The organism is Streptomyces albofaciens JCM 4342 (assembly GCF_008634025.1).
Taxonomy (GTDB): domain Bacteria; phylum Actinomycetota; class Actinomycetes; order Streptomycetales; family Streptomycetaceae; genus Streptomyces; species Streptomyces albofaciens.
In genome coordinates this window covers 2,835,955-2,855,464 of sequence record NZ_PDCM01000001.1, presented here as the reverse complement: position 1 = coordinate 2,855,464, position 19,510 = coordinate 2,835,955, and the positions used below count along the sequence as shown (strand labels likewise).

Here is a 19,510-nt window from a genome sequence, read left to right as displayed (position 1 = left end):
CGAGGGGTCACGGCACCGGCCGTGACCCCTCGTCCCGTTTCCGCGTCCGCGCCGGTCAGAACGCCGTCAGCGTCAGCGTCATCTCGCGCGGCGCGCCGTCCTCGATGTACGAGGCGAAGTTGCCCACGTCGTCGAAGGCGAAGCCGTAGGCCTTGCCGTCGGCGGACTGCTCGTGCAGTACGCGCGCGTAGTGGTTGGCGAGCTGGCCCTTGTAGAAGGTGCCCGGGTCGGTGGTGGGCTGGGCCGCGTGGTCGGCGAGGGTGGCGCGGTTGAGGGCGGCGCCCAGCACCGCGGCGACCGGGCCGCGCAGACCGTCGTTGGGGGCTTGCAGGGCGCCGTGGCAGAAGAGCACGTCGCGGGTGGAGGGCTTGGCGATGGAGAACTGGGCGGGGCCGCGGAAATGGAACTGGCCGCCGCTGACCCGGCCGGTGAAGGTGCCCCTGTTGGTGGTGACCTTCAGGTCCTTGGCCGTGTACGCGTTCCAGGAGCGGTCGATGTACGGCGCGAAGTAGTTCCCGTCGAACAGCCCGGCGTCCAGGCCGTGGCTGGGGGCGATGACGCGCTTGTCGCCGACGACGAGCCTGCCGAAGCCCGGCGTACGGCCGATCTCCGAGAAGATGCGGGAACGGGCACCGGCCTTGAGCGCCCCGGCCGTCTGGTCCCGGGTGCCGACGAGGCGGATGGACATCGGGACGCTGAACATGTCGACGGCCGTGGTGTTGCAGTGCATGCCGGCCTGGTCGTACGTGAACTCCGCGCAGTCGTGCACGATCTGGTAGTTGGGGTCGCCGGACACCCAGCCGGCCGGGTAGGCCAGCGCGGGCCTGCCGTTGCCGTCCTTGACGGCCTTGAACTTGAGCTTGCTGCCGAGCGACGCGTAGATGCGGCCGGACATCCGCGGGATGCGCAGGGTGGTGTCGCCGTTCGCGGCGAGCGGTATGCCGTAGTCGGTGAAGCCGTCCGGGCGGTTGTCGGAGAGCGCGATGGGCTTGATCTCGCCGTTGGCGGTGACCCGTACCTGCTGGCCCCCGGTGTTGCCGACGATGTAGATCCAGATGGCGTTGTTGGCGTAGCGGCCGGTCCGGTTGACGACGTGCAGCGGCAGTCCGGCCGCCGCCGTGCCGATGACCGGTGCGGCCCCGGCGGTGCTGTTCAGGAGGACGCTCGCGCCCGCTCCGGCGGCGGCGCTCGCGGCGAGACCGCCGAGCAGGGTACGACGGGAGATCATGCGGTGGCTCCTTGCTGTACGGAGACGGACACGTGGTCGACGAGCAGGGAGCCGCCGGGGCGTGTCGCGTCGGTGGGGGTGGCACGGCCCGCGACGCCGTCCGGGAAGGCGCCGCCCATCGCGAGGTTGAGCAGGATGAAGTGGCCGTGGTGGGTGGTGTTGGCCCAGGTGGCGGCGTCCATGTCGGCGGAGCTGACGGTGTGGAAGCGCTGCCCGTCCACGGACCAGTGCAGATATTCGGTGGGGCCGGTGCGGTCCAGCTCCAGGGCGTAGGTGTGGAAGCCGGCCTGGCAGGAGGCGCCCGGGCAGACGCGTGAATTGCCGCGGCCCTGCGACTCGTTGCAGGGACCGCCCGGGTTGACGCCGCAGTGCAGCACGCCCCAGACGCGGTTGTGCCCGTTGACGTTCTCCATGATGTCGTACTCGCCGATGCCCGGCCAGTTCCAGTAGTTGCCGCGGAACTGTGCGCCGAGGGTCCAGAACGCCGGCCAGTAGCCGAGCGCGGCGTCACCGGAGACGTCCGGCATCTTGATGCGCGCTTCGATGCGCAGCTTGCCGCGGGCCGGGGCGGCGAAGTCGGTGCGGCGGGTCTCGATGCGGCCCGAGGTCCAGGTGCCGTTCTTCTTCAGGGCGGTGATCTTCAGGTGTCCGGCGCCGTCGAGCTGGAGGTTCTCGGGGCGGTCGGTGTAGGTCTGGCGTTCGCCGGTGCCCCAGTTGGCGGGGCCGCCCGGGTAGCCCTTCCCGGTGTCGGTGATCCAGTCACCGGACGGCGGGCGGGAGCCGGCCGGGCCGTTGAAATCGGTGCGCCAGACCTCGGCGAACTTGGCTGCCGGTTCGCCGGCCGTGGCGGTGGGCTGGGCGGCCGGCCAGGCGACGACGAGGGCGAGGGCGGCGCCGAGCGAACCGAGGACTGCCGCGGTTCTCGCCCGCAGCCGCCTCCCTGTCGGTATTTTCGTGGTCATGACATGTGCTCCTCGACGGGGTGGGGGTGATGAGGAGTTCCGTTCACGCACGCGGCCTGAAAGGATTGAGAGCGCTCTCATGCCGTGTAGGGGCACACAGTGCCGACTTCCCGGCGAGCCGTCAAGGCTTGGCATCGCCACAGGAGTTGGCCCGATTTCGACTTCGGGGGTTGAATGGTGCACGCATCAAATGAGCGGCGGCCGACGCTGGAAGCCGTCGCCGCCCGGGCCGGCGTCTCGCGCGCCACGGTCTCACGGGTGGTCAACGGCGGTGCCGGAGTACGCGGTGAGGTGCGCGAACGGGTCCGGCGCGCGGTCGCCGACCTGGGGTACGTACCGAACAGCGCGGCCCGCTCGCTGGTGACCCGGCGCACCGGCGCGGTCGCCGTGGTGATCGCCGAACCGGAGACCCGGATCTTCGCCGACCCGTTCTTCGGCCGCCAACTGCGCGGCATCAGCCGGGAACTGTCCGCCGCCGACACCCAGTTGCTGCTCCTCCTCCAGGAGACGCGCGCCGACCACCAGCGCACCGGCCGCTATCTGTCCGCCGGGCACGCCGACGGTGTGCTGATGTTCTCGCTGCACCGCGACGACCCGCTGCCCGCGATGGCCGAGGCGTCCGGCCTGCCCACGGTCTACGGCGGCCGCCCCGGCTGGGCCGGCGCCGAGCACGCGCTGTACGTGGACACCGACAACCGGGACGGCGCCCGGCAGGCCGTACGCCATCTGCGCGACCGCGGCCGCCGCCGGATCGCCGTGATCACCGGCCCGCTCGACCAGACCTCCGCCCAGGACCGCCTGGACGGCTACCGCGACGCCCTGGACCCCGCGGCGGCCGACCCCCGGCTGATCGCGGACGGCGGCTTCACCGCACAGGGCGGCGAACGCGCCATGGCCGAACTGCTCGCCGCCGCCCCGGACCTGGACGGCGTCTTCGTCTGCTCCGACCTGATGGCCTCCGGCGCCCTGCGGACGCTGCGGGCGCACGGGCGGCGGGTGCCGGAGGACGTGGGCGTGGTGGGCTACGACGACCTGGACCCGGCGGCGTGGACGGACCCGCCGCTGACCACCGTGCGCCAGGACGTGGAGGAGATGGGCCGCCTGATGGCGCGGCTGCTGCTGCGCCGCCTGGCGGCCGGGCCGGGCGCGGCGCGGGACGAGCCGGCCCCGGTGGTCACACCGGCGACGCTGGTGGTGCGGGAGTCGGGGTGAGCCGGGGTCCGGCTCCCATGGCCCGGCCCGCGGCCCGGTACGTCCGAATAGCGGACTGCGGGTACCGTTCGACGCCATGGGGCCGGAAGCGAAGATCGAAGCGGTGATCACGGTACGCAGGGCACTGGAGCTGCCCGCGCTGCGGCGCGGGCTGCCCGAGGTGGTGGCCGGCGAGGACCGTCTGGACCGCGCCGTGCGCTGGGTGCACGCGGGCGAGGTGCCGCACATCGCCTCGCTGCTCAAGGGCGGCGAGCTGCTGCTGACCACCGGCCTCGGCCTGGGCGCCCGCCCCTCCGAGCAGCGCGCCTTCGTCCGCGAGCTGGCCGACCGCGACATCGCCGCCCTCGTGGTGGAGCTGGGCTCCCGCTTCGACGCGCTGCCGTCCGCCGTCGTCGACAGCGCGCGGGCCTGCGGCCTGCCGCTGGTGCAGCTGCACCGCGAGGTCCCGTACGTCGTCGTCACCGAGGAGATCCACACCGAGCTGGTCAACAGCCACTACCTGCTGCTGCGCCAGGCCGACGAGCTGCTGCGCAGCTGTACGGACGTCCTGCTGCGCGGCGGTGGCGCCCCCGAGGTGCTGCGGCGGCTGGCCGCCTTCACGGGCAACCCGCTGTGCCTGGAGGCCCCCGACGGCAGCCCCCTCTACGCGGCGGGCCCGGACGACGGCGGTGCCGCGGACGCCGACCCCCTCCAGGCGTGGGAGGGGCTGCGGGAGACCGGCCTGCGGGTGGACGTGCCCGGCGGCGGGCCCGGTCCGGACGCCGTACGGGCCCGGCTGGTCCTGCTGCCCGTCAACGGGCCCGTGGCGCCGGTGCACCGGATCGCCGCCGAGCGCCTGGCCGACCTGCTCGCCGTCGTGATGCTCCAGTCCCGGCAGGAGGAGGTGCTGGCGGCGCGCGGGCGCGGCGACTTCCTGGCCGACCTGGCGGAGGGCCGGATCACCGCGGGCGAGGCCCCGGCGCAGGCCCGTCTGCTGGGCTTCCGGCCGGGTGCCGAACCGATCGTGCCCGTGGTCATGCGGCTGCCGTCGCAGCTGCCCGCGCCGGGCAGCTGGGCGGTGCTGGCCCGCGCCCTGCGCGAGGCACTGTCCGCCCTGGGCGTGCCCGTCCTGCTGGGGGTACGGCCGGTGGAGGGCCGGGTGCCGCTGCTCGTGGCGCCGCGCGCGGGCCAGGACCGTACGGCCGTCGCCGACCGGGTCGCCGAGGCGCTGCGCGCGGGTGTCGTACGGGCCGGGGCCGACCGCCCGGCGGCGCGGCGCCCGGTCGTCGTGGTCGGCGCGGCGGGCGACTGGGCGGCGGCGGGCCCCGGGCTCGCGCACGCGACGGAGGCGGCGGCCGCCGCGCAGGGCCTGCCGGAACAGCCCTGGCACGACGCGCGCCGCCTCGACATCGAGCTGCTGCTCTGGCGGATGCGCGAACACGGCGAACAGGACGTGCTGACGGACTTCGTGGACCGTGCCATCGGTCCGCTGCTCCTCCACGACCGCTCCGCCCGCCAGCCGCTGCTGCCGACGCTGGAGGCGTACCTGGCCAGCGCCGGACGCAAGGCCGAGACGGCACGCGACCTCAACGTCAACCGGCAGACGCTGTACGACCGGCTGGCCCGGATCGCGCAGCTGCTGGGCACGGACCTGGACGATCCGCAGACTGTGCTCGGGCTGCGGCTGGCGCTGCGGGCTCGGCGGCACACGGATCGGGGGTGAGGGCCCCCGGGAAGTGAGCGCTCAGGCGCGCAGCGTCTCGGCCGCCGTGCCGATGCCCAGCGCCAGCAGGACGCCGCCGGTGCCGCGCTCCAGGTTGCGGTGCACCTTGGGCCGCCGCAGCCACTCCAGCAGCCGTCCGGCGCACACGGCGACCAGCAGCAGCCAGGTACCCGCGATCACGGCGTCGACCGCTCCGAAGAGGAGCGTCACCGCGAACGCCGAGTGCCCCTCCGGCAGGAACTGGGGGACGGCGGCGACGAAGAAGATCCCGACCTTGGGGTTGAGCAGGCAGCCGAAGAGCCCCAGCCGGAACGCGCGCAGCGGGCCGAGCGCCGCCGCGTCGTCTCCGGTGTGCTCCCTCACCGCCTCCGTCGCGCCCGTGGCCGCCTTCCGGTACGTCCACAGGGCCTGCGCGCCCAGCACCACCAGGTAGGCCGCGCCCACCAGCCGTACGGCCATGAAGGCCGCGTCCCAGCGTTGCAGCGCCGCCGCCAGCCCGGCCGCCGCGGTGGCCGCCCAGACCAGCGAGCCCGCCGCGGAACCGAGCGCGGAGGCCGCCCCGGCCCGTCTGCCGCCGCGCAGGCAGTTGCGCAGCACCAGCAGGGTGTCCGGCCCGGGGGCCATCGACACCAGCAGGGCGAAGAGCGCGAAGCCGAGAAGAGCGGCGGTCACTGGGGCCTCCTGTCGTACGGGATGTACCGGACCGCGGCCGATGATCATCCGCGGTGCCGGGCGACTCTACCCACCGCCGCCCTGCGGGGGCGCCCCGTTTTTTCGCGGGCGCTCAGCCCTCCCGCCGCTGCATCAGCTCGTCGTAGACGCTCAGCACCTGCGCGACCGTGGCGTCCTCGGTCGGCCAGCCGGCGGCCTGCGCGCGGCCGGCCGCGGCGAGCGCGTCCCGGCGGGCGGGGTCGGCGAGCAGGCCGAGGACCGTACGGGCCAGGGCGGCGGCGTCGCCGTACGGGACCAGTTCGGCGGCGCGGCCGACCAGTTCACGGGTGCCGCCGACGTCGGTGGCGACCAGCGGCACCCCGGCCCGCAGCGCCTCCTGGGCGATCAGCGAGCGGGCCTCCCAGCGGCTGGGCAGCACCAGGAGGTCGGCGGCGGCGAGGAGTTCGGGCACGTCGTCGCGGCGGCCGAGCAGACGCACCGGCAGTGCCTCGGTGTCGATGCGCCGCTGGAGCGTCGCCCGCAGCCCGCCCTCCCCCGCGACCACGACCGTCGGCTGCGGGTCCAGGGCGCACCAGGCGTGCGCCGCGTCCAGCAGCAGGTCGTGGCCCTGGTGGGTCTCCAGCCGGCCGACGACGAGGAGCAAGGGGCGGTCGACGGCGCCCAGTTCGGCGCGCAGTTTGTGGGCCGGACGGTCCTCGGCGGTGAGCGGGCGGCCGCCCGGCCGGGGCGCCGGAACGGCGACGGGGGCCAGGCGCGCGTCCCGGGCGCCGCGCTCGCGCGCCCGGTCCACCAGGTCGGAGCAGGCGCCCAGGACGACCGCGGCGGCCCGTGCCACACGCCGCTCCAGCAGGCGCACGAGGCGGGCGCCCGGCCCCTCCGCAGGCGCTTTGGTGTGCCAGGTGACCACAAGGGGCACCTGGCGGCCGCGGGCGCCCTGGAGGGCCAACGAGGCGTGCAGGCCCGCCCGGAGGCCGTGCGCGTGCACCAGGTCGGCGTCCCCGCAGGCGGCGCGCAGCGAGGTGACGCTCGCCGGGTCGGCACGCGGCGGTACGGGTACGAAGCGGGCGCCCGCGTCCGTGTAGTCGTACGCGCCTTCCGTGTCGGGCGGGGCGCACACCGTCACCCTGACCCCACGGGCCACCAGCCCGGCGGCCAGCGAACGGACGTGGGCGGCGCTGCCCGCGCCGCCGCGGCCCAGCACCTGGACCGTGCGCAGCGGCGACCGTCCGTGCGGCGGGGCCGGGATGCTGGTCACGTGGGCGGGGCTCCATGGTCGGTGGCAGATCGGGCGGCGCCGCGGGGCCCGCCGCCGTCCGGAGCGAGGCCCGTGGGGCGGCGCGCGGCCGTGCCCGCCGTACGCGCTGGGCCCAGGATGCCAGCCCCGACGGTGCATTCGGCACCGCCGACGGGCCGTCCCAAAGGCGCACATCGCCCATACACTCACGTGACCACCCATATGGGCGACAAACCGGCCACTCCTCTGGCCCAGCGGCAGTGACCTGGTGCGGGGGCCGGCCGTTACGCGCCGACGGCGCCGGCCGCCCGGCTGATCCGGTCGCCGGCCGCGGCGGCCACGACCAGGGCGGCGGCGTGCGCGGCCAGTCCCGTACGGCCGTATCCGGCGGCGACGGCGAGGCCGAGGCCCGCCCCCAGGGCGTGGGCGCCCGCGTCGCCGATCATGCTGCGCTCCCGCAGGTCGTCCGCGAGGACCGCCGCCGCGGCCCCTGCCGGGGCGGCGGACAGGGCCCCGGCCGGTCCGCTCCGCAGCAGCCCCGGAGCCGCGGCGGCGAGCACGGCGGCGGGCGCCCGGCCCGGCCGTACGTCCACCAGGTTCACGACGTGCGCGGCGCCCGCGATCACCACTCCGGCCAGCGCCTTGTCCAGCGGCCGGTGCTTGAGCAGTGCACCGGCGGCCAGCCCGGCCGCGCCGATGCCGAAGAGCTTCACCGCGCCGCTGGTCAACTCCCCGTCGCGCAGGGCCGACAGGTGCGCCCGGAAGCCGCGCCGCGGATCGCCCGCCCCGGCGAGGTCGTCGTACGCGCCGCAGCCGCCCGCCGCCAGGACGGCCAGCGCCGCCGCGCCGCGCGTACGGGCGGACAGCCCCGGCGCGGTCACGGCAGCGGCGGCGGTGCCCAGCACGACGGCCGGCCCGCCGTACAGGCCGACCGTACGGCCCGCGTAGTTCGTCCGCTCCCAGCGTCCGCGCCCGCCGGGCGCCCGGCGCCGGAGCAGACCGTACGCGGCGCGGGTGACGGCCGCGGCGGTTCCGAGGGGAAGGGCCTCGGACAGCGTTGCGATCATGATCGTCAGGCTAGGGGTGGGCGGCCGGGCCTGTCAGGGGGACGCTCTCACCTGCCGGATCAGCGCCCCGCGCGGGCGGTTTCGAGGAGTTCCTCCGCGTGTGCCCGGGCCGTCTCGGAGTCCTCCTGGCCCGCGAGCATGCGGGACAGTTCGCGGACCCGCTCCTCGCCCTCCAGGACCGTGACGCCGCTGCGGGTCACCGAGCCGTCGTGGGTCTTCTCCACGAGCAGCTGACGGTCGGCGAACGCGGCGACCTGCGGGAGGTGGGTGACCACCACGACCTGCGCCGACCGGGCCAGGCGGGCCAGGCGGCGGCCGACCTCCACGGCGGCCTTGCCGCCGACGCCCGCGTCCACCTCGTCGAACAGATACGTCGGCACGGGGTCGGAACCGGCGAAGACGACCTCCACCGCGAGCATCACACGGGAGAGTTCACCGCCCGAGGCGCCCTTGGCGATCGGGCGGGGCGGGGTGCCGGGGTGCGGCGCGAGCAGGAGTTCCACCTCGTCGGCGCCGGTGGGACCGAAGGCGACCGTGCGGCCACCGACCTCGATGCCGTCGTCCTCGCCGGTCTCCGTCTGGGTGATGCGCACACTCACCCGGGCGTGCGGCATGGCCAGCTCGGCCAGCTCGGCCGTCACCGCGTCGGCGAATCGCTTCGCCGACGCCTCGCGGGCATCGGTCAACGCCTGCGCCAGACGGCCCAGTTCCGCGCGCAGCTCGTCCCGCTCGGCGGTCAGTTCGCCGATCCGGTCGTCGTCGCCGTCCAGTTCGGCGAGGCGGGCCGCGCCCTCCTCGGCCCAGGCCAGCACGGCGGCGACGTCCTCGCCGTACTTGCGCGTCAGGTGCGTGAGGGTGGCGCGGCGCTCCTCCACGGCCGCCAGCCGCAGGGGGTCCGCGTCCAGCCCGTCCGCATAGCTGGCCAGTTCGCCCGCCACGTCCGCCATCAGGATGCCGATCTCGCCCAGCCGCTCGGTGAGCGCGGACAGCGCCGGGTCGTGGCTGCGTACGGCGTCCAGCGCCCGGTGCGCGCCCGCGACCAGGGTGGTGGCGTCCACGGCCTCCAGGTCCTCGGGGTTGCCGGCCAGCGCGGCGTGCGCGGCAGCGGCGGCGGAGGCCAGGGCCTCGGCGTGGCCGAGCCGTTCGGCCTCGGCGGCCAGCTCGGTGTCCTCGTCGGGCTGCGGGTCGGCCGCGGCGATCTCCTCCAGGCCGAAGCGCAGCAGGTCGGCCTCCTGCGCGCGCTCGCGGGCCCGGGTGGTCAGCTCGTCCAGCTCGGCGGCGACGGCGCGCAGGCGGCGGTAGGCGGTGGTGTACTCGGCGAGCGGCACGGACACCGCGTCGCCCGCGTAACGGTCCAGGGCCTGCCGCTGGCGGGCCGGGCGCAGCAGCCCCTGCTGGTCGGTCTGGCCGTGCACCGCGACCAGGTCGTCCGCCAACTCCCCCAGCAGTCCGACCGGTACGGAACGCCCGCCGACATGGGCGCGCGAGCGGCCCTCGGCCGAGACCGTGCGGCTGATCAGCAGCGTCCCGTCGTCCAGCTCGGCGCCCGCCTCCTCGGCGCGCACCGCGGCGGGGGCGGCGGGGCCGACCGCTATGCGGCCCTCCACGACCGCCGACTTGGCGCCGATCCGCACCAGGGCGGGGTCGGCGCGCCCGCCGAGCAGCAGCCCGAGGCTGGTGACGACCATGGTCTTGCCCGCGCCCGTCTCGCCGGTCACCGCCGTGAAACCCGGCGACAGCTCGACGACGGCATCGTCAATGACGCCCAGGGACCTGATCCGCATCTCCTCCAACACGGATACGACCTTACGAGGTCCCGGGCCCGCCCCGCGACGGCCGCCCCTCGCCCCGGCCCTCCGTACTGCGGAAAACCCCACCCCGGGAACGGGTGGGTGCCTCATGGCGGAGCCCCCGCCCCGCCCGTCACGCTGGAAAGAGAACACGATCGGAAGGGTGTGCAGATGTCCGGGGAAGGTGGGGCGGGGGTCCGTGCGGAGGCGGGGACCCGCGCAGGGACCCGCGGTGCTGCGGGGGCCGACGCCGGGGCGGGGGCTCCGGCGCCCACGGGCCGGGCGACCAGCGGGCTGGCGCGGGCGGCCCTGCGCGGGCACCGGGCGTCCTTCACCGGCACGGCCCTGGCGGCCCTGTTCGCGGCCACCGTGGTCAGCGCCTCGACGATGCTGCTGGCCACCACCGGCGCGGCGGGCGTCCCGGCCGCCGCCCGGCGCGCCATGGCCTCCTCCGAAGTGGGCGTCATGGCCGCCGGTTTTCTGATCGTCTCGATCTATCTGTCCGTGTTCGTGATCGCCTCGACCATGGGCACGGCCGTGACCCAGCAGCATCGCGAATTCGCGATGCTGCGCGCGATCGGCGCCCGGCCGTGGCAGATCCGGCGCGCGGTCGCGGCGCAGGCCGTGGCGGCGGCGGTGCCGTCGGCGGTGGCCGGGTTCGCGCTCGGCGGGGCGGTGGGGCGCTGGTGGTTCACGGGGATGGCGGACCACGGCCTGATCCCGCCCGGCGTCGGCTTCACGTTCAGCTGGGTGGCGCTGCCCGTGTGCGTGGCGGTGGCGACGCTCACCTCGGCCCTCGCGGGCGTGCTCGCCGCGAGCCGTTTCGCCGGGCTGCGTCCCGCGCGCGCCCTGGAGGAGGCCGCGGCGGGCCGGCGCGAGCTGGGGCTGCTGCGGCTGCCGCTGGGCCTGGCGGCGGTGGCGGGCGGCGTGGTCGTCTCCTCGGTCCTGGCCGGGCGGCCGGAGAAGGCGGGCCAGGGCGCGTTCCTCGTGCTGCTGCTGTTCTGCTTCGGCGTGGGCCTGCTCGGGCCCCGCATCGTCGGGCCGGTGGCCTGGCTGGTCGCCCGGTCGGCGGGCCGCCTCGGCAGCGCCGCCGAACTGGCCATGCTGAACGTGACGACCCAGTCGCGCCGCTTCTCCGCCGCCGTGGTCCCGCTGGTGCTGGTCGTCGCGTTCGGCACGACGAAGATCGCGACGCACACCACCGCCCTGCACCACACCGGCTCCGCGGGGCCGCCGCAGTCGGTCTGGATGGACTACGCGGGCACCGCCCTGTACGCGGGCTTCGCCGCCATCGCCGCCGCCAACACCCTCGCCATGATCACCGCCGAGCGCCGCCGTGACCTGGCGCTGCTGCGGCTGATCGGGACCCATCCGCTCCGGCTGCGGGCGATGGCCGCCTGGGAGTCGGCCGTCGTCGCGGCCACGGCGCTGCTCCTGGGCACCGCCATCGCGCTCTGCACCCTCGCCCCGCTCCTGCGGTCCGCGTACGGAAGCGCGCTGCCGTACCTCCCCTGGACGGCGGCCCTCGGCATATCCGGCGGCGTGCTCCTGCTGGCCCTGCTCGCCACCGGCCTCCCGGTCCACGCGACCCTGCGCCGCCGCGCGACGGAGACGCTCGCGGCGGCGTGAACAGCCGGGCGCCTCACCGACGAACGCCACGCAGCACCATCGGGGGACGACATCATGACCAAGCGCCCACACCGGCCCGAACCGGCGGCGGCCACTCGCCGCCCCGCCCGCCCCGACCACCGGGGCCACCCTGGCCGCCCTCACCGCCGTTACCGCCCCACCGTTCCGACGACCGTGACCACCCTCACCGCCGCCCGCGCGGCGCCCGCCTCGCCACCCGCAGACCGGCTGTCCGCCGGCCCGCCGGAGAAGCCATGCCTCCCGCGAAAGCCATGACCCGCACCCCGGCGACCGGCAGATCACCGCTGGCGTTCGTCGCGCTGCTGGCCGTCCTCTCCGTCCCGTTCTGGCTCGTAGGCGCCGTCTTCGACGGGACCGGCTCGCTGCCGACGGGCATGCCGGTGAGCGCGTTCCAGTTCGTCCCGCCGGTCACGGTGGCCGCGATCCTCGTCTTCCGGGAGGAGGACGGGGAGGGGGTGCGGCGGCTGATGAAGCGGGCCGTCTCCGGGGGCAGCACCAGGCGTCGGGCCTGGTGGGTCACCGCCGTCCTCCTGGTCCCGGTCCTGATGCTCATGACGTACGGGCTGATGGCGCTGGCCGGGAGGCCGCCCGGCGGGTCCCGTTCGCCGCTCGCGTCCGTGCCGCTGCTGCTCGCCCCGTACTTCCTTGCCGCACTGGCCGAGGAGGCGGGCTGGACGGGATATCCGCTGCGGCCCGTGCGGGAGCGCTTCGGGGCGCTCGGCGCCGGGCTGGTGATCGGGCTGATATGGGCGGCCCGGCACCTGGTCGCGTACGTCCAGGCGGGTCGCTCGGCCCTCTGGATCGCCGACCAGGTGCTCGGGTCGGTCGCGGTGCGGTTCCCGATGGTCCGGCTGGTCGCCGGCACCGGCGGCAGCGTGCTCGTCGCGGTCGTCGTGCACACCACGGTCAACCTCGCCCAGCCACTGTTACCCGGCTATCCGGAACAGCCCGCGCCCGCGCTGGTCCACGGCCTGCTGGCGACGCTCACGGCCGCGGCCGTGGTCCTGGGCCCCATGCCCAGGACCTCACCCCGTACGAAACCGCTGTGAAGCCCGGGTCCCGCCCCGTACGAAGCCCACGGGCCCCCTACTGCGGCGCCCCCCGCCACCCCGCCACCGGCAGGGCGAACTTGGCGACCAGGCGGTCCGTGAAGGAGGCGTGGTGCAGGCGGGCGAGGCGTACGGGGACCGCGCCGCGGCGGACCTCGACGCGGGCGCCCGCGGGCAGTTCGACGCTCCGGCGGCCGTCGCACCACAGCACGCCGTGCGGCGTCTTGGGCTGCACCTCCACCGCCAGCACCGAGTCCGGCGAGGTGACCAGCGGCTTGGCGAACAGCGCGTGGGCGCTGATCGGCACCATCAGCAGCGCCTCGACCTCGGGCCAGACCACCGGGCCGCCCGCCGAGAAGGCGTAGGCGGTGGAGCCGGTCGGGGTCGCGCACACCACGCCGTCGCCGCCGAAGCGCGAGACGGGCCGCCCGTCGACCTCCGTGACGACCTCCAGCATCCGTTCGCGCGCCGCCTTCTCCACCGACGCCTCGTTCAGCGCCCAGTCGGTGTGCGCGATGCTGCCGTTGTTGCGGACGAGCACGTCGAGGGTCATCCGCTCCTCGACCTCGTAGGAGCGGGTGACGACCCGGTCGACGACCTTGTCCAGGTCGTCGCGCTCGGCCTCGGCGAGGAAGCCGACCCGGCCGAGGTTGACGCCGAGCATCGGCACCCCGGACGTACGGGCGAAGTCCGCGCCGCGCAGCAGCGTCCCGTCGCCGCCGAGGACGACGATCAGTTCGCAGCCCTCGGCCGCGCACTGTTCGGACTCGACGCGTTCCACGGACGCCGGCAGCGGCAGGTCCGCGGCCTCCTCGGCCAGCACCCGTACGCCGATGCCGCTGCGCAGCAGCCCCTGGACGACGAGTTCGGCGCTGCGCACGGCCGCGGGGCGGCCGGTGTGCGCGAGCAGGAAGACGGTGCGCCGTCCGGTCGCCGCGGCCTGGCCGGTACCGTGCGCCGACGCCGCGGTACGCGCGTCGGCCGTCCCGGCCGTCCCGGCCGCTCCGGATGTTTCAGAACTGGTCAACGGGGCCCCTCCGCCACTGCTCGGTCGACATCCGCCGGGTCCAGTGCAGCCGCCCCGGCACGCAGCCACAGAAAGTACTCGACATTGCCGGAGGGGCCGGGCAACGGGCTCGCGGTCACACCGGCCACGCCCAGGCCCAGCTCGGCGGCCCGCTCCGCGACGCCGCGCACCGCCTCGGCCCGCAGTTCGGCGCTGCGCACCACGCCGCCGCTGCCCAGGCGCTCCTTGCCGACCTCGAACTGCGGCTTGACCATCAGCACCAGGTCGGCGTCGGGCGCCGCGCAGCGCACGAGCGCGGGCAGCACCAGGCCGAGCGGGATGAAGGACAGGTCGCCGACGACGAGGTCGACGGGCACGCCGTCGATCTGCTCCAGCGTCAGTTCGCGGACGTTCGTACGGTCCTTGACGGTGACCCGGTCGTCGCTCTGCAGCGACCAGGCGAGCTGTCCGTACCCGACGTCCACGGCGACGACGTGCCCGGCCCCGGCACGCAGCAGTACGTCCGTGAAGCCGCCGGTGGAGGCGCCCGCGTCCAGCGCGCGGCGCCCGGTCACCTTCAGGCCGAGCGGGGTGAACGCGGCGAGCGCCCCGGCCAGCTTGTGGCCGCCGCGCGAGACGTAGTCGGGGTCGCTGTCGTCGGCGCGCACGACCAGGGCCGCGCTGGTCTCCACCTGGGTGGCGGACTTGGTCGCCGTCGCCCCGGCGACGGTCACCCGCCCCGCGGCGATCAGCTGGCTCGCGTGCTCGCGGGACCGGGCCAGCTTGCGGCGCACCAGCTCCGCGTCGAGTCGGCGTCGTGCCACACCTGCCACCTGTGGTTCAGCTCCTGTTGTCGTACGTTGCGGACGGCTGCGGGGACCGGGGCGCGCCGGACGGGCCGGCGGGACCGGGGCGCTGGTCGAGAGCGGCCAGCGCGTCGCGCAGTCCCCGGTGCACATCCTCGTACACCTCCAGGTGCCCGCTCGCGGCGAGGTGGTCGGCGTCGGCCAGGCGCTCCAGCTGGGCGTCGACGTCGGGGTTCCCGGTGGGCGTGACCACGACACCGAGCGGCCGCGGCCCGGCGGGCCCGTCCGCGTCCGGACCACCCGAGTGCGTACCGTCCAGGTCCGTACCGTCCGGCACCCCGTCCGCCACCGGCTCTCTCGGCTCTTGCATGCCTTGACGCTACCTCGAACCGGCCACCCTCCGGGCCATCGGACGCCCGCCCGCGGCGGCGTATCGTCGATCGCGATGGCAACCCTCGAAGAGTGCCGCGCCGCCCTCGGCCGGCTCGCACAGAACCTTTCCACCGCCAACGGCGCCGTGCGCGGTGCCGCCGCCCTCGACCGGTCGCTGAGCTGCTGGATCACCGACCTGGACGTGACCTTCGTCGGGCGGCTGGCGAACGGCGCCCTGGAGGACGTCACCAGCGTCCCCGGCCCGCCGCCCGACCGGGCCCAGATCCGCCTGTCGATGCGCGGCGACGACCTGGTGGCCCTGGTCGACGGCGAACTGCACTTCGCCAAGGCGTGGGGCAGCGGCCGGGTCAAGCTGGAGGCGGGCTTCCGCGACCTGCTGCGCCTGCGGACGCTGCTGTGACGGCGGGCCCGGCCCGCACGGCGGCCGGGCCCGCCGCAGGCCTCAGGACGCCGCGGCCACCTCGGCCGCCGCCTTCGCACGCGCCGTGCGCGCCGCCGGGACCACCAGCGGGGTGCCCGTCTCCGGGTCGTCGATGACCTGGCACTTCAGGCCGAAGACCCGCTCGACGAGGTCGGCGGTGACGACCTCCTGCGGCGTCCCCTCGGCGACGATCTCGCCGCCGCGCATCGCGATCAGGTGGGTGGCGTAGCGCGCGGCGTGGTTGAGGTCGTGCAGGACGGCGACGAGCGTACGGCCCTGCTCCTCGTGCAGTTCGGCGCACAGGTCCAGCACCTCGATCTGGTGCTGGATGTCCAGGTACGTGGTCGGCTCGTCCAGGAGCAGCAGTGGCGTCTGCTGGGCGAGCGCCATGGCGATCCACACGCGCTGCCGCTGGCCGCCGGAGAGTTCGTCCACGTAGCGCTCGGCCAGCTCGCCGACGCCGGTCGCGTCCATCGACTCCCGGACGATCCGCTCGTCCTCCCCCGACCACTGGCGCAGCAGTCCCTGGTGCGGGTAGCGGCCGCGGGCCACCAGGTCGGCGACGGTGATCCCGTCGGGCGCGATGGAGGACTGCGGCAGCAGCCCGAGCGTACGGGCGACCTTCTTGGCGGGGAGCGAGGAGATGGCCGCGCCGTCCAGCAGCACCGAGCCGGCGGCGGGCTTGAGCATCCGCGACAGCGCGCGCAGCAGCGTGGACTTGCCGCAGGCGTTCGGTCCGACGATCACCGTGAAGGACTGGTCCGGTATGGCCACCGAGAGGTCCTCGGCGATGACCCGCTGGTCGTAGGCGAGGGTCACGTTCTCGGCCGTGAGACGGCTCACTGCGTTGCTCCTTGTCGGGTCTGCGCCGTGGGGGCCCGGTGCGGCGCGCTCGGGGTCGTGCGGTGGCCGGTGGCGGTTCGGTCCGTGTCCGGCGCGCTCATATCCGGCCCGCCTTGCGCTCGGAGGCCAGCAGCCACAGCAGGTAGCAGCCGCCGAGTACGCCGGTCAGCACGCCGACCGGCAGCTGGTCGGCGCCGAAGACCTGCTGCGAGATCCAGTCGGCGCCGACCAGGAGGGCGGCGCCCATGAGGGCGGCGGGCAGCAGGTTGGGGCCGGGCGAGCGGGTCAGGCGGCGTGCGAGCTGCGGCGCGGTCAGCGCGAGGAAGGCGATCGGCCCGGCCGCCGCGGTGGCCGCGGCGACCAGCACCACGGCCGCCGCCAGCAGCACCACGCGCACCCGGTGGACCCGCACGCCCAGCGCGTACGCGGCGTCGTCGCCCATCTCCAGCATGCGCAGCGGCCGTCCGTACAGCAGGGCCAGGGGGATCAGCAGGGCGCACACCAGGGCCAGTGGCCACACCTGGCCCCAGTCCCGGCCGCTGAGGGTGCCGACCATCCACGTGGTGGCCTGGGACGCCTCGACGATGTTCGCCTTGGTCATCAGGTAGAGGACGATCGCGTAGAGCATCGCGGCGGCGCCGATGCCGACGAGCACGAAGCGGTAGCCGTGGATGCCGCCCTTCCAGGCCAGCAGGAAGATCGCCAGTCCGGTGACGACACCGCCGACGACCGAGCCGGCCGCGATGGCGAAGGTGCCGCCCTGGAAGAAGACGATGACCAGCAGCGCGCCGACCGTCGAGCCCTGGGAGAAGCCCAGGACGTCGGGGCTGCCCAGCGGGTTGCGGGAGACCGCCTGGAAGACCGCGCCGGACACCCCGAAGGCGGCGCCGACCAGCAGCCCGACCAGGACCCGCGGCAGCCGCAGGTCGTTGACGATGAACTCCTGGGCGGTGGTGCCGGAGCCGGTGAGGGTGGCGAGGACGTCGCCGGGGCTCATCGGGAAGTCGCCGGTGCCGATCAGCAGCACGCTCGCGGCCAGCGCCACCACGGCCAGCAGCACGGCGACGACGAGGGTGCGCACGTCCAGGCGTACGGACAGGCCGCCGGCGGTGCGCACCGCCCGTACGGGCCCGCCGGTCCGCGCGGCCGCCGCGCCGGGTGCCGTGCCGGTGTCGGTCTTGACGGTGGAACTCACAGCTGGGCCATCCTCCGGCGCCGTACGAGATAGATGAAGACCGGGCCGCCGATGACGGCCGTCACGATGCCGACCTGGATCTCCCCGGGCCGTGCCACGACGCGCCCCAGGACGTCCGCGCCGAGCAGCAGGACCGGCGAGAGCACCGCGGAGTACGGCAGGATCCAGCGCAGGTCGGGGCCGGTGACGGCGCGGACGATGTGCGGGACCATCAGGCCGACGTAGACGATCGGGCCGCAGGCGGCGGTCGCGCCGCCGCACAGCAGCGTGACGGCGACCATGGCCAGCACCCGGGTGCGGGTCAGCCGCGCGCCCAGCGCCCGGGCCTGGTCGTCGCCGAGCGCGATGGCGTTCAGGGGCCGTCCGACGGCGAGCGCGACGACCGCGCCGGCCGCGAGGAACGGCGCGACCTCCCCCACCGTGGTCATGGTGGCGGAGGCCAGCGAGCCGACCGTCCAGAAGCGCATCTTGTCCAGCGCCGCGGTGTCCATGATGTTGACGGCGTTGATGTAGCCGATGAGCGCGGCGGTCAGGGCGGTTCCGGCGAGCGCGAGCCGTACGGGTGTGGCGCTGCGGGTGCCGCCGAGCACGTACACGGCGACCGAGACGACCGCGGCGCCGAGGAAGGCGAACCAGACGTATCCGGCCAGTGAGGTGACGCCCAGGAAGCTGATGGCGGAGACGACGGCCGCGGAGGCGCCCGCGTTGATCCCGAGGACGCCGGGGTCGGCGAGCGGGTTGCGGGTGAGCGCCTGCATCACGGTGCCGGCCAGGCCGAGGGCCGCGCCGGCCAGCAGGCCGAGGAGGGTGCGCGGCAGGCGGACGTCCCGTACGACCACGTCGGCGTCGTCGCCCGTGTAGTGGAAGAGGGCGTGCCAGACCTGGTCGAGGGGTACCTGTTTCGCGCCGACGGCGATGCCGAGGACGGTGACGACGGCGAGCGCGCCGACGGCGGCGACGAGCCCCGCCGAGCGAGTGAGCTGCCGCCGTTGCGGTGCCACGGGGGCGTTTGCTGCTTCGGGGGGACTGTCAACCAACACGGGAGTTAGGTTAGCCTACCCTCACGATCAGACATCAAGTCGTTCCGCCGGGCCTTTTACCGGTCCTTTGCGGTACGTCCTGATGTCCGGCCGAAACCGTACTGAAGACCGTGAACGACCGGCTGAAGTCCCGTCAAGCCTTGCCGGCCGTGCCGAGGCCCAGCCCAGAGAGAAGCACAGCAGCCATGAGCACCTCCCGAAGCGTATCCCTCACCCGCCGCGGCGTCCTCGCCGCCGGTGGCGCCGTCGGCATCGGCGCCCTGCTGGCCGCCTGCGGCGGCAAGGAATCGGGGTCGAAGGGGGACGTCAAGGGCGGCGCCTGGTCCTTCACCGACGACCGCAAGAAGAAGGTCTCCCTCGACCACACGCCGCAGCGCATCGTCGCCTTCACCGGCACCGCCGCCGCCCTGCACGACTTCGGCATCGACAAGCAGGTCGTCGGCGTCTTCGGCCCGACCAAGCTCAAGGACGGCAAGCCGGACCCGCAGGCCGGGGACATCGACGTGGACCGGGTCACCATCATCGGCAACGCGTACAACCAGTTCGCGGTCGAGAAGTACGCGGCCCTCAATCCCGATCTGCTGATCACCAACATGTACGAGCCGGGCGCCCTGTGGTTCGTGCCGGAACAGAGCAAGGACAAGATCACCAAGCTGGCCGAGCAGGTGGCCATCACCTCGGCCCGGGTCCCGCTGGTGAAGATCATCGAGCGGTACGCCGAACTGGCGCAGTCCCTCGGCGCCGACCTGAAGGCCAAGAAGGTCACCGACGCCAAGGCCCGCTTCGAGAAGGCCTCGGCCGAGCTGCGCGAGGCCGCCAAGTCCAACCCGGTGCGGGTGCTCGCCTGCTCCGGCAGCGCCGACCTCTTCTACGCCTCCAACCCGGGCATCAACTCGGACATCATGTACTACAAGTCCCTGGGCGTGGACATCATCGTGCCGGACAACCTGGACAAGGGCGGCTACTTCGAGAACCTGAGCTGGGAGAACGCCGACAAGTACCCGGCCGACGTGCTGATGCTGGACAACCGCACCTCCGCCCTCCAGCCCAAGGACCTCGCCGCCAAGCCCGCCTGGAACAAGCTGCCCGCCGTCAAGGCCGGCCAGGTCACCGGCTGGTCCAGCGAGCCGCGCTTCTCCTACGCGGGCGCCGCCCCGCTGATCGAGGAGCTCACCAAGGCCATCAAGAACGCCAAGAAGGTCGCCTGACGCGACGCCGGGCCGGCCGCCGCACCGGCCGG

The 19,510-nt window shown here is 74.7% G+C and carries 18 protein-coding genes; 6 read left to right on the top strand and 12 right to left on the bottom strand.

Annotated elements, in window-relative coordinates; genetic code table 11:
• Positions 1-55: 55 nt before the first annotated feature.
• Both CP973_RS12820 and CP973_RS12815 read right to left on the bottom strand, forming a co-directional pair.
• A complete protein-coding gene (locus CP973_RS12820; RefSeq protein ID WP_150240303.1) occupies positions 56-1,228 on the bottom strand; it encodes a beta-1,3-glucanase family protein in 1,173 nt (390 codons plus the stop codon).
• A complete protein-coding gene (locus tag CP973_RS12815; RefSeq protein ID WP_150240301.1) occupies positions 1,225-2,190 on the bottom strand; it encodes a glycoside hydrolase family 16 protein in 966 nt (321 codons plus the stop codon). Before CP973_RS12815 ends, CP973_RS12820 begins: the two co-directional genes overlap by 4 nt.
• A gap of 174 nt (positions 2,191-2,364) precedes the next feature.
• Between CP973_RS12815 and CP973_RS12810 the strand changes: the two genes are divergently transcribed.
• Positions 2,365-3,402 carry a LacI family DNA-binding transcriptional regulator gene (locus tag CP973_RS12810; RefSeq protein WP_150240300.1) on the top strand — a complete coding sequence of 346 codons (1,038 nt, stop codon included), beginning with the start codon at positions 2,365-2,367 and terminating at the stop codon, positions 3,400-3,402.
• Positions 3,403-3,478: 76 nt separating this feature from the next.
• Complete coding sequence (locus CP973_RS12805; protein ID WP_150240297.1) at positions 3,479-5,104, top strand: PucR family transcriptional regulator; 1,626 nt, start codon at positions 3,479-3,481, stop codon at positions 5,102-5,104.
• 21 nt (positions 5,105-5,125) lie between these two features.
• Here CP973_RS12805 and CP973_RS12800 read toward each other — a convergent pair whose 3' ends face one another.
• The 4 genes from CP973_RS12800 to recN all read right to left on the bottom strand — a co-directional run bounded on the left by CP973_RS12800 (position 5,126) and on the right by recN (position 9,861).
• Positions 5,126-5,776 (bottom strand): LysE family translocator, encoded by a 651-nt coding sequence (locus tag CP973_RS12800; RefSeq protein WP_150240295.1) that lies wholly within the window; start codon positions 5,774-5,776, stop codon positions 5,126-5,128.
• Positions 5,777-5,888: 112 nt separating this feature from the next.
• Complete coding sequence (locus tag CP973_RS12795; protein ID WP_150240293.1) at positions 5,889-7,031, bottom strand: glycosyltransferase family 4 protein; 1,143 nt, start codon at positions 7,029-7,031, stop codon at positions 5,889-5,891.
• A gap of 263 nt (positions 7,032-7,294) precedes the next feature.
• Positions 7,295-8,077: a hypothetical protein gene (locus CP973_RS12790; protein ID WP_150240291.1), complete on the bottom strand. Its 783-nt coding sequence runs from the start codon at positions 8,075-8,077 to the stop codon at positions 7,295-7,297.
• Positions 8,078-8,136: 59 nt separating this feature from the next.
• A complete protein-coding gene (gene recN / locus CP973_RS12785) occupies positions 8,137-9,861 on the bottom strand; it encodes a DNA repair protein RecN (RefSeq protein WP_150243499.1) in 1,725 nt (574 codons plus the stop codon).
• A 177-nt stretch (positions 9,862-10,038) separates the two neighbouring features.
• On the opposite strand from recN, the gene CP973_RS12780 reads away from it, so the two are divergent.
• Entirely contained in the window at positions 10,039-11,496 is a 1,458-nt protein-coding gene (locus CP973_RS12780) for an ABC transporter permease (protein WP_150240289.1), read from the top strand.
• A gap of 254 nt (positions 11,497-11,750) precedes the next feature.
• A complete protein-coding gene (locus CP973_RS12775) occupies positions 11,751-12,566 on the top strand; it encodes a type II CAAX endopeptidase family protein (protein WP_150240287.1) in 816 nt (271 codons plus the stop codon).
• 37 nt (positions 12,567-12,603) lie between these two features.
• Here the strand turns inward: CP973_RS12775 and CP973_RS12770 are convergent, their stop codons facing one another.
• From CP973_RS12770 to CP973_RS12760, 3 genes are read right to left on the bottom strand one after another with little or no spacing between them, the layout of a single operon-like run.
• Entirely contained in the window at positions 12,604-13,593 is a 990-nt protein-coding gene (locus CP973_RS12770) for an NAD kinase (RefSeq protein ID WP_150240285.1), read from the bottom strand.
• On the bottom strand, positions 13,590-14,405 hold the full coding sequence (locus CP973_RS12765) for a TlyA family RNA methyltransferase (protein ID WP_150240283.1): 816 nt from the start codon (positions 14,403-14,405) through the stop codon (positions 13,590-13,592). Before CP973_RS12765 ends, CP973_RS12770 begins: the two co-directional genes overlap by 4 nt.
• Before the next feature lie 7 nt (positions 14,406-14,412).
• Positions 14,413-14,748 (bottom strand): hypothetical protein, encoded by a 336-nt coding sequence (locus tag CP973_RS12760; RefSeq protein ID WP_150240281.1) that lies wholly within the window; start codon positions 14,746-14,748, stop codon positions 14,413-14,415.
• Positions 14,749-14,823: 75 nt separating this feature from the next.
• On the opposite strand from CP973_RS12760, the gene CP973_RS12755 reads away from it, so the two are divergent.
• Positions 14,824-15,171, top strand: a complete 348-nt coding sequence (locus CP973_RS12755; RefSeq protein WP_150240279.1) for a sterol-binding protein — start codon at positions 14,824-14,826, stop codon at positions 15,169-15,171.
• 42 nt (positions 15,172-15,213) lie between these two features.
• Here CP973_RS12755 and CP973_RS12750 read toward each other — a convergent pair whose 3' ends face one another.
• From CP973_RS12750 to CP973_RS12740, 3 genes are all read right to left on the bottom strand, one after another.
• Positions 15,214-16,035 carry an ABC transporter ATP-binding protein gene (locus CP973_RS12750; RefSeq protein ID WP_150240278.1) on the bottom strand — a complete coding sequence of 274 codons (822 nt, stop codon included), beginning with the start codon at positions 16,033-16,035 and terminating at the stop codon, positions 15,214-15,216.
• A gap of 97 nt (positions 16,036-16,132) precedes the next feature.
• Positions 16,133-17,230 carry a FecCD family ABC transporter permease gene (locus tag CP973_RS12745; RefSeq protein ID WP_150240276.1) on the bottom strand — a complete coding sequence of 366 codons (1,098 nt, stop codon included), beginning with the start codon at positions 17,228-17,230 and terminating at the stop codon, positions 16,133-16,135.
• Positions 17,227-18,270, bottom strand: coding sequence for a FecCD family ABC transporter permease (locus CP973_RS12740; protein WP_208853173.1), 1,044 nt, complete (start codon positions 18,268-18,270; stop codon positions 17,227-17,229). Before CP973_RS12740 ends, CP973_RS12745 begins: the two co-directional genes overlap by 4 nt.
• Positions 18,271-18,455: 185 nt before the next feature.
• On the opposite strand from CP973_RS12740, the gene CP973_RS12735 reads away from it, so the two are divergent.
• Positions 18,456-19,478 (top strand): ABC transporter substrate-binding protein, encoded by a 1,023-nt coding sequence (locus tag CP973_RS12735; RefSeq protein WP_150240274.1) that lies wholly within the window; start codon positions 18,456-18,458, stop codon positions 19,476-19,478.
• Positions 19,479-19,510 lie beyond the last annotated feature (32 nt).